Consider the following 9,624-nt stretch of genomic DNA (forward strand, 5'->3'; position numbering starts at 1 on the left):
TTAACGGCGAATTTGTGTTTCGTCACTCCCGCGCAGGCGGGAGCCCAGCGACTTGAGTCGGGATATGGACGAACGTCGCTGGGTCCCCGCCTGCGCGGGGATGACGATCTACAAACATCGGGGACAAAAAATGCCCTGGTACCAAGGAGAAAGAAATGACTAAACGCACCCTTCGGGACAAGCCGCTTCTATCTCTGCTGCGTTGCGCCGCGCTAGGCGCTACGTTGATGTTGCTTGCCGCGTGCAAGCCGGCCGAAGAGACGCCCCCGCCAACCGATGCCAAAGCGGACGTCAAGGCCGAGGCAAAGCCCGCAACGCAACCTGTCGCCGAAGCGCCCATCCCCAAGCTGGTGACCGAGAACGGCCGCCACGCACTGCTGGTCGATGGCGAACCGTTCCTGATCCTGGGTGCGCAGGTCAACAACTCCAGCAACTATCCGGAAGCGCTGAAGGATGTCTGGCCGGCGATCGATGTGGTCAAGCCGAACACGGTGATGGTGCCGATCGGCTGGGAACAGATCGAAGCGAAAGAAGGACAGTTCGACTTCTCTTTCGTGGACACAGTGCTGGCCCAAGCGCGTGAGCGCGATGTGCGGTTGGTGCTGCTGTGGTTCGCGACCTGGAAGAACAACGGCCCCAACTACGCGCCGGCCTGGGTCAAGCTGGACAACAGCCGGTTCCCGCGCGTGATCACCGCCGACGGACGCACGCTGAATTCGCTGTCGCCGCATGCGCAGGCCACGCTGGACGCAGACCGCAAGGCCTTCGTTGCGCTGATGACCCATCTGAAGGCTGCCGACCCGCAGCGCACCGTCATCATGGTGCAGCCGCAGAATGAGCCGGGCACCTACGGCAGCGTGCGCGACTTCTCGCCGCTGGCGCAGAAAGTGTTTGACGGCCCGGTGCCCGACGTCCTGCTGAAGAAGCTGGGTAAACCGCCGGGTACATGGCGGGAGGCGTTCGGCGCCGATGCCGATGAGTTCTTCCACGCCTGGCACATCGCGCACTACATCGACCAGGTCGCCGAAGCGGGCAAGGCGATCTATCCGCTGCCGATGTACATCAACGCCGCGCTGCGCGGACCGTTCAATCCGGGCCAGCCTGGCCAGTATGCGAGCGGTGGACCGACCGACAATGTGCTGGATGTATACAAGGCCGCCGCGCCGCACATCGATCTGCTGGCGCCGGACATCTACATGCCCGAGTACACGCACTACACGACCGTGCTCGATCGCTATTCGCGGCCGGACAATGCGCTGTTCGTGGCCGAGACCGGCAACCGCGAGGAATACCCGCGCTACTTCTTCTCCGCGCTGGGCGAGCAGGCGATCGGCTGGGCGCCGTTCGGCATCGACTATTCGCGCTATTCCAACTGGCCGCTCGGCGCCAAGCACCTGGATGAGAAGGCGCTGGAATCGTTCGCGCTGAACTACGCCATCGTGCGCCCGGCGGCGCGCGTGATCGCGAAGGCCAGCTTCGAAGGCAAGGTGCGCGGCACGGCCGAGCAGCCGGGCGAGGCGGTGCAGACGGTGAAGATCGACGAGCGCTGGAATATGGTGGTGACCTATGGCGTGCCGCAGTTCTGGTTCCAGGGCGAGCCACCCGGCAACCCGGAGCCCATCGGCCGTGCGCTGGTGGTGCAGCTGGGGCCGGACGAGTTCCTGGTCGCTGGCGCGCACGCACGCATCAGTATCACCGCCGCCGATCCGGCGGCGGCCGCGCGCCAGATCTACGATTACGTGGACGAAGGCACTTACGTGGACGGCAAGTGGGTGTTCCGCCGCCGCTGGAACGGTGACCAAACCGACTACGGCCTCAATTTCTCCAGCGTGCCGCAACTGTTGCGGGTGAAGCTGGCGACGTTCTGAAGCATTGACGCAGAGCGGGGCTTGCTCCGCTGAAAGTTTCCGGAGCCGGGTAAGCTGGGCTCCACGAAATGAAGGTAGAGCGGAGCTTGCTCCGCTGAAAGTTTCCGGAGCCGAGCAAGCTCGGCTCTACGAGAGAACCCGGAGCCGATTGAACCCGGCTCCCTAAGAGGAGTGGACCGATGCGTAGTTTGATGGGACTAACGATACCGCTGGCACTGCTGTTGTCGGCATGCGGCGGCGCAACCGCGGAGCGCGGCGGCGCCGCTTCGGCGGGCTATGAAAAAACGGACGCCGGCATCGTCGTGCGTCCCACGACCGAAGGCGCGGCCGCGGTCCGTCTGGAAGTGGTCAGTGATGGCGTGATCCGCGTCAGCGCAGATCCGGATGGCGATTTTGTTCGCACGCCCAGCCTGATGCGGGTGGAAGACGCGGGCAAGCCGACGCCGGAATTCAAGGTCGCCGAGCAGGATGGCCATCTGCGCTTGACCACGGCGCGCGTCACCGCGGACGTGTCGCTGAGCAGCGGCCGCGTGTCGTTCCTCGATGCGGCCGGCAAGCCGATCCTTTCCGAAGTAGAAGGCGGTCGCAGCTTTGCCCCGCTGGAAGTCGAGGGCAAACCCTACTTCAGCGTGCGCCAGCGTTTCGAATCGCCGGACGACGAAGCCATTTACGGTTTCGGCCAGCACCAGCAGGGCTGGATGAACCAGAAGGGCCGCGACGTCGAGCTGCTGCAGCACAACGTGGACATGGCGGTACCGTTCCTGGTCTCCAGTCGCAATTATGGTCTGCTGTGGGACAACAACGCGATCACCCGCATGGGCGACCCGCGTGGCCTGCAGCCGCTGCCGAAGAGCCTGAAGCTGTACGACGCCAAGGGCGAAGAAGGCGCGCTGACCGCGCGCTATTCGCTCAACGGGGTCCATAAGGTGGAGCGCCGCGAGTCCGAGGTGAACTACCAGTACATCAAGGATCTGGCGAACTACCCGGCGGAAGCCACCAGCAAGACCCAGCCGATGCAGGTCACCTGGGAAGGCGAAATCGAAGCGCTCAGTTCGGGCCGCCATACGTTCTCTTTGTATTCCAGCGAATACGCCAAGCTGTGGGTCGATGGCAAGCTGGTGATCGATCGCTGGCGCCAGAACTGGAACCCGTGGCATCACGAGTTCGCGCTGGAGCTGGAGCAGGGCAAGCGCCATAAGCTGAAGATCGAGTGGAAACTGATCGATCCCAGCTACATCGCGCTGCTGCACCGCGACCCGTTGCCCGCCGCCGAAGCCAAGGACCTGTCGCTGTGGTCCGAAGCCGGACAGATGGTCGATTACTACTTCGTCGCCGGCGATTCCGCCGATCAGGTCATCGCCGGCTATCGCCAGCTGACCGGCAAGGCCGTGATGTTGCCGAAGTGGGCCTACGGTTTCTGGCAGAGCCGCGAGCGCTACAAATCGCAGGACGAACTGGTCGGCGCCGTCGCCGAATACCGCAAGCGCCAGTTGCCCATCGACAACATCGTGCTGGACTGGTCGTACTGGCCGGAAGACGCCTGGGGTTCGCACGATTTCGACAAGAAGCACTTCCCCGATCCGGACGGCATGGTCAAGCAGGTGCATGACATGCACACGCAGATCATGATCTCGGTGTGGCCCAAGTTCTATCCGACGACCGCCAACTACAAAGAGTTGGATGCCGCCGGCTTCATGTACAAGCGCAATGTCGAAGTGGGCGAGAAGGATTGGATCGGCGCAGGCTACCTGAGCTCGTTCTACGACCCGTATTCTGAAAAAGCGCAGGCCATCTTCTGGCGCCAGATGAACGAGAAGCTCAACAGCAAGGGCTTCGATGCATGGTGGCTGGATGCGGACGAACCCGACCTGCATTCCAACATCGACATCGGCGAGCGCAAGGCGCGTACCACGCCGACCGCGTTGGGTCCGTCAACGGAGTTCTTCAACTCTTATCCGCTGCCGCATACGCAGGGCGTCTATCGCGGTGACCGTGCCGCTGACCCGGACAAGCGCGTATTCATCCTGTCGCGCAAGGGCTACGCCGGTACCCAGCGCAACGCCGTGGCGGTATGGAGCGGCGATATCGTCTCGCGTTGGGACGATATGCGTGACCAGGTTTCCGCGGGCGTGAATATCTCGATGTCGGGTCTGCCGAACTGGACCTTCGACATCGGCGGTTTCGCAGTGGAGAAGCGTTACGAGAACAAGGACCCGGCGCATCTGCCGGAGTGGCGTGAACTCAACACACGCTGGTTCCAGTTCGGCGCGTTTGTGCCGCTGTTCCGTTCGCATGGCCAGTTCCCGTACCGCGAGATCTGGAACATCGCACCGGAAGGCACGCCGTACTACGACAGCATGGCCTACTACAATCGCCTGCGTTACACGCTGTTGCCGTACGTCTACACGCTGGCGGGCGATACCTATCACCACGACGGCAGCATGATGCGTGGCATGGCGATGGATTTCCCGGGCGATCCGAAAGTCCGCGACATCAACGACCAGTATCTGTTCGGGCCGGCGTTCCTGGTGGCTCCGGTGACCACGTTCAAGGCAACCCAGCGCCCCGTCTATCTGCCGGCCGGCAGCGCTTGGTATGACTTCTACAGCGGTCAGCGCCACGACGGTGGCCAGACGCTTCAAGCCGCCGCACCGCTGGAGCGCATGCCGTTGTTCGTGCGTGCCGGTTCCATCATCCCGACCGGTCCAGTGCAGCAGTACGTCGACGAGAAGAAGGATGCGCCGCTCACCGTGGTGGTCTATACCGGTGCCGACGGCGAGTTCTCGCTGTACGAGGACAACGGCAACGGCTATGGCTACGAGAAGGGCGAGTTCAGCCGCATTCCGCTGAAGTGGAACGAAAAGACCGGCGAACTGAGCATCGGTGCGCGCCAGGGTTCGTTCCCCGGCATGCAGGCCAAGCGCGAAGTTCGCGTCCGCTGGATCAGCGGCCCACGCGCCGATGCCGGTACGCTGGAACCGGCCACCGATGCGACCGTGCAGTACGACGGCCAGGCGATCACCGTGAAGCAGGCGGAGAAGAAGTAACGTGAGCATCGATCCGACCCGGCGCGAATTGTTCAAGGCGGTGGGCGCGGGACTCGCGCTCGCCGGTTTGGTGCCATCGGCGGTGAGGGCGGCCACGCCCTCACCGGCATGGGATAGCGCTGGCGAGGATGCGCTCAAGCTGTGGTATCGCAGGCCGGCGACGCGTTGGGTGGAAGCGTTGCCGTTAGGCAATGGCCGGCTGGGTGCGATGGTGTGGGGCGGCATCGAACACGAACGCCTGCAGCTCAACGAAGACACGTTGTATGCGGGCGGTCCGTATGAAGCCGATACTTCCGGTGCGCTGGAAGCGTTGCCGGAAGTGCGGCGGCTGATCTTCGCCGGTGAATACGCGAAGGCCGAAGCATTGGCCAACGCCAAGATGATGGCGCGGCCGCTCAAGCAGATGCCGTACCAACCGCTAGCCGACGTGGTGCTGGATTTCCGCGATATTCCGGATACCAACGACTATCGCCGCGAACTCGATCTGGATACGGCGATCACGCGCACGCAGTTCAATACCTGGAAGATGGCGCACACGCGCGAAGCCTTCGTGTCGCCAGTCGACCAATGCATCGTGATGCGCGTCGCCACCGATCGGCCTGGCGCGATCAATTTGCGGATATCGCTGGATAGCGATCAAGAGACCGAAGCGTCGGCCGAAGACGGCACCCTGCTGTTGCGCGGTCGCAATTCTGAGCGGCGCGGCATCGAAGGCAAGCTGAAGTTCGCAACGCGCGTGCGTGCGATTCCCCGTGGCGGTTCATTGCAGATACGCGATGGCCGCATTGAGATCGAAAAAGCGGACGAGGTGGTGCTGTTGGTCACCGCGGCCACCAGTTACCGCCGCTACGACGATGTCAGCGGCGATCCGGAGGCCATCACGCGCCGGCAGCTTGCGGCTGCACAACAGCGCGGTTACGAAGCACTGCGGGCAGCGCACATCGCCGAGCACCAACGCCTGTTTCGCCGCGTTGCCATCGATCTGGGGAGCAGCGAAGCAGCGAAGCTTCCCACCGATGAGCGCATCGAGAACTTCGCCAACGGCGGCGATCCCGCGCTGGCCGCGCTTTATCACCAGTACGGTCGTTATCTGCTGATCTCCAGCTCGCGTCCCGGTACCCAGCCCGCGAACCTGCAGGGCATCTGGAATGACCTGATGGACCCGCCGTGGGAAAGCAAGTACACGATCAACATCAACACCGAAATGAACTACTGGCCCAGCGAGGCCAACGCGTTGCCCGAGTGCGTGGAGCCGCTGGAGGACATGCTGTTCGACCTGGCGGAAAAAGGCGCACGCCGGGCCAAGGAAATGTATGGCGCACCGGGTTGGGTCGTGCACCACAACACGGACCTGTGGCGGCAGACCGGACCGATCGACGGTGCTGAGTGGGGGCTGTGGCCGATGGGCGGCGCATGGCTGCTGCAGCAGTTGTGGGACCGCTGGGACTACGGTCGCGACGAGGCGTACCTGCGGAAAATCTATCCACTGTTCAAAGGCGCAGCCGAGTTCTTCGCCGCCACGCTGGTGCGCGATCCCAGCACCGGCGAGATGGTCACCAACCCATCGATATCGCCCGAGAATATTCATCCCCACGGCGCCGCTCTTTGCGCGGGCCCGGCGATGGATTCGCAACTGCTGCGCGATCTGTTCGCGCAATGCATCCAGGCGGCTGGTCTGCTGGGTGTGGATGCCGGTTTCGCACAACAGTTGCAGCAACTGCGCGAGCAACTGCCAGCTGACCGTATCGGCAAAGCGGGTCAGCTGCAGGAATGGCGCGAAGACTGGGACATGCAGGTACCTGAGATTCATCACCGGCACGTCTCGCATCTTTATGCCTTGCATCCAAGTTCGCAGATCAACGTGCGCGACACGCCGAAGCTCGCGGCGGCGGCGAAGCGTTCGCTGGAAATCCGCGGTGACGACGCCACCGGCTGGGGCATCGGCTGGCGCCTGAATCTGTGGGCGCGGTTGGGCGACGGCGAACACGCGATGCAGATCCTGCGCATGCTGTTGGGTCCGCAGCGGACTTACCCGAACTTGTTCGATGCCCACCCCCCGTTCCAGATCGACGGCAACTTCGGCGGCACCGCCGGCATCACCGAGATGCTGCTGCAAAGCTGGGGCGGTTCGGTTTTCCTGCTACCGGCTTTGCCGGGAGAATGGCGCGCAGGCGAGGTGCGCGGCCTCAAGGTCCGCAATGCCGCGGGAATGGACTTGAGCTGGAGAAACGGCGAGCTGGACAATGCGCTGCTGCGTAGCGAACGTGGCGGCACCTACAACGTGGTCTATGGCGATCAGACATTGGACATCGAACTGAAAGCGGGCGAATCGGCCGAGTTGCGCCTCAAGAACGGCAAGTTGGTGAAAGCGTGAATAGGCACCTCGCACAAACACGACACCGGAGTACATGCTCTCGTAGAGCGGAGCTTGCTCCGCTGCTTTTTTGGCCTCGCGTAGACCCGGTCGGAGAGCAGCCGAGCGGGCTCGGCTCTAAGAAAAGTGTCTTTAACGGCTATTCGCTATCACCTCCCGTTGCGACGGCCTCATTGCTACTGACTCGGCGCTGTCGCGGGGCGCAGCTCGGCTCTACGAGAAGCGTCTTTAAGTGGCTATTCGCTGTCGCCTCCCGTTGCGACGGCCTGATTGCTACTGACTCGGTGCTATCGCGGGGCGCAGCTCGGCTCTACGCCACATCGGTCGGATGCTCGCGGAAGGCCGTACAGGTACGACATGGGAGCGACGCACGCTCTCGTAGAGCGGAGCTTGCTCCGCTGCTTCTACATCGTCGGATCGGAAGAGCAGCCGAGCAAGCTCGGCTCTACATTGCTCCGGAAAGCACCCGGCTATCTGTGGAAAAATCCTTATGAGCTTCGTCGCGGGCCTCGACGCCGGTACCCAAAGCATCAAACTGGTGGTCTACGACCCCGAGCAACGCCAGGTAGTCGCCGCCACCAGCGCACCGCTGGAACTGATCAGCGCTGACGACGGCAGCCGCGAGCAGCATGCATCGTGGTGGCTTGACGGCGTCCGCGCGTGTTTCGCGCAACTGGATGCGGCTACCCGTGCCGACATCGCGGCGATTGCGGTCTCCGGCCAGCAACACGGCTTCGTGCCGCTGGATGCCGAGGGCAATGTGCTGGCACCGGCGAAGCTGTGGTGCGACACCAGCAGCAGCGCCGAGTGCACCGAGATCATGGACGCGGTCGGCGGCACCGCGCGCTGCATCGAACTGTCCGGCAATCCGATCCTGGCCGGCTACACGGCGTCGAAGCTGCCGTGGACCCGCAAGTATCGCCCGGAGGTCTACCGCGATCTGGCGAGCATCCTGCTGCCGCACGATTACCTGAACTTCTGGCTCACCGGTGAGCGCTTCATGGAATACGGCGATGCTTCCGGTACCGGCTGGCTGGATGTGCGCACGCGGCAATGGTCGAAAGAACTGCTGCACGCGATCGATCCCCAACGTGACCTGTCGCAGTGTCTACCACCGCTGGTGGAACTGGGCACCACCTTCGCCCTGTTGCCGAACGTCGCCGACGAACTGGGCCTGCCGCCCGGTATCCGCGTCGCGGTCGGCGGCGGCGACAACATGATGGCGGCCATTGGCACCGGCGCGGTGGTGCCGGGCCGGTTGTCGATGAGCCTGGGCACCTCGGGCACGTTGTTCGCTTACTCCGACACGCCGGTAATCGATACAGACGGTGCCTGGGCCGCATTCTGTTCTTCGTCGGGCGGCTGGCTGCCGCTGATCTGCACGATGAACTGTACCGTTGCAACAGAAACCATCGCTCAATTATTCGGCTTCAGCACGCGCGAGGGCGATGCCCGCATCGCCGCCACGCCACCGGGTGCCGACGGGCTGACGATGCTGCCGTTCCTCAATGGCGAGCGCACCCCGGATCTGCCACTGGGCAAAGGCGTGCTGGCCGGACTGGACCCGCACAACATGAGCGAGGCGCACTTCTATCGCGCAGCGATGGAAGGGGCGACCTACAGCCTGAAGTATGGCTATGACGCCTTCGTCCGCGCCGGTATGGCGTTCGACCGCGTCGTGCTGACGGGCGGTGGCAGCAAGAGCGCGGCCTGGCGTCAGATGGTGGCCGATGTGTTCGGCTTGCCGGTGGACGTGCCGCAGCAGGCCGAAGGCGCTGCGTTCGGTGCCGCACTGCAAGCTTTATGGTCACTGCGCCATGAGGACGACAACACGGTATCGTTAGCGGAATTGGCGAAGGAACATGTCGCCGCCGAACCCACCCTGGCGGCGCGTCCTGATCCAAGCCGTGTTGCCGCTTACGATGCGCCTTACGCGCGTTTCCTTGAACATCTGCAGGCCGTGCGACCGATGTATCAAGAGCTGGGAACGGGGAACGGGGAATAGGGAATGGGAGAGCAAAAACCTGCTCGCTGACCAACTCCGGCTTCCAAAGATTCTCGCTCCGCTGCTCCCCTTTCCTCTTTCCCCTTCCCCCTTCACCCTTTACGTAGACATCTCATGACCAGCACCCCCTACATCGGCAAACAAGAATTCTTCCCTGGCATCGGCCGCATTGCGTTCGAAGGCCAGGCCTCGGACAACCCGCTGGCGTTCAAGGTCTACGACGAGAACCGCAAGGTCGGCGGCAAGACCATGCGCGAGCACCTGCGTTTTGCGGTGTGCTACTGGCACAGCTTCTGCAACGCCGGCCACGATCCGTTCGGTCCGGGCACG

4 protein-coding genes and 1 pseudogene are annotated in these 9,624 nt (G+C 63.2%); all 5 read left to right on the forward strand.

The genetic code is table 11. The features are described from left to right. The first annotated feature begins 155 nt into the window (after window positions 1-155). The gene (locus tag AB6O04_RS12160; protein WP_368564231.1) at window positions 156-1,868 is read left to right on the forward strand and encodes a DUF5597 domain-containing protein; all 1,713 of its coding nucleotides are present in this window, start codon (window positions 156-158) and stop codon (window positions 1,866-1,868) included. 179 nt (window positions 1,869-2,047) lie between these two features. Continuing rightward, window positions 2,048-4,915, forward strand: coding sequence for a TIM-barrel domain-containing protein (locus AB6O04_RS12165; RefSeq protein ID WP_368564232.1), 2,868 nt, complete (start codon window positions 2,048-2,050; stop codon window positions 4,913-4,915). Window position 4,916: 1 nt separating this feature from the next. Further along, window positions 4,917-7,289 (forward strand): glycoside hydrolase N-terminal domain-containing protein, encoded by a 2,373-nt coding sequence (locus AB6O04_RS12170; RefSeq protein ID WP_368564233.1) that lies wholly within the window; start codon window positions 4,917-4,919, stop codon window positions 7,287-7,289. Between the two features lie 490 nt (window positions 7,290-7,779). Next, entirely contained in the window at window positions 7,780-9,294 is a 1,515-nt protein-coding gene (gene xylB / locus AB6O04_RS12175; protein WP_368564234.1) for a xylulokinase, read from the forward strand. Between the two features lie 114 nt (window positions 9,295-9,408). Further along, window positions 9,409-9,624: pseudogene (locus AB6O04_RS12180) on the forward strand (xylose isomerase); the annotation flags it as partial.

The organism is Pseudoxanthomonas sp. UTMC 1351 (assembly GCF_040948865.1).
Taxonomy (GTDB): Bacteria; Pseudomonadota; Gammaproteobacteria; order Xanthomonadales; family Xanthomonadaceae; genus Pseudoxanthomonas_A.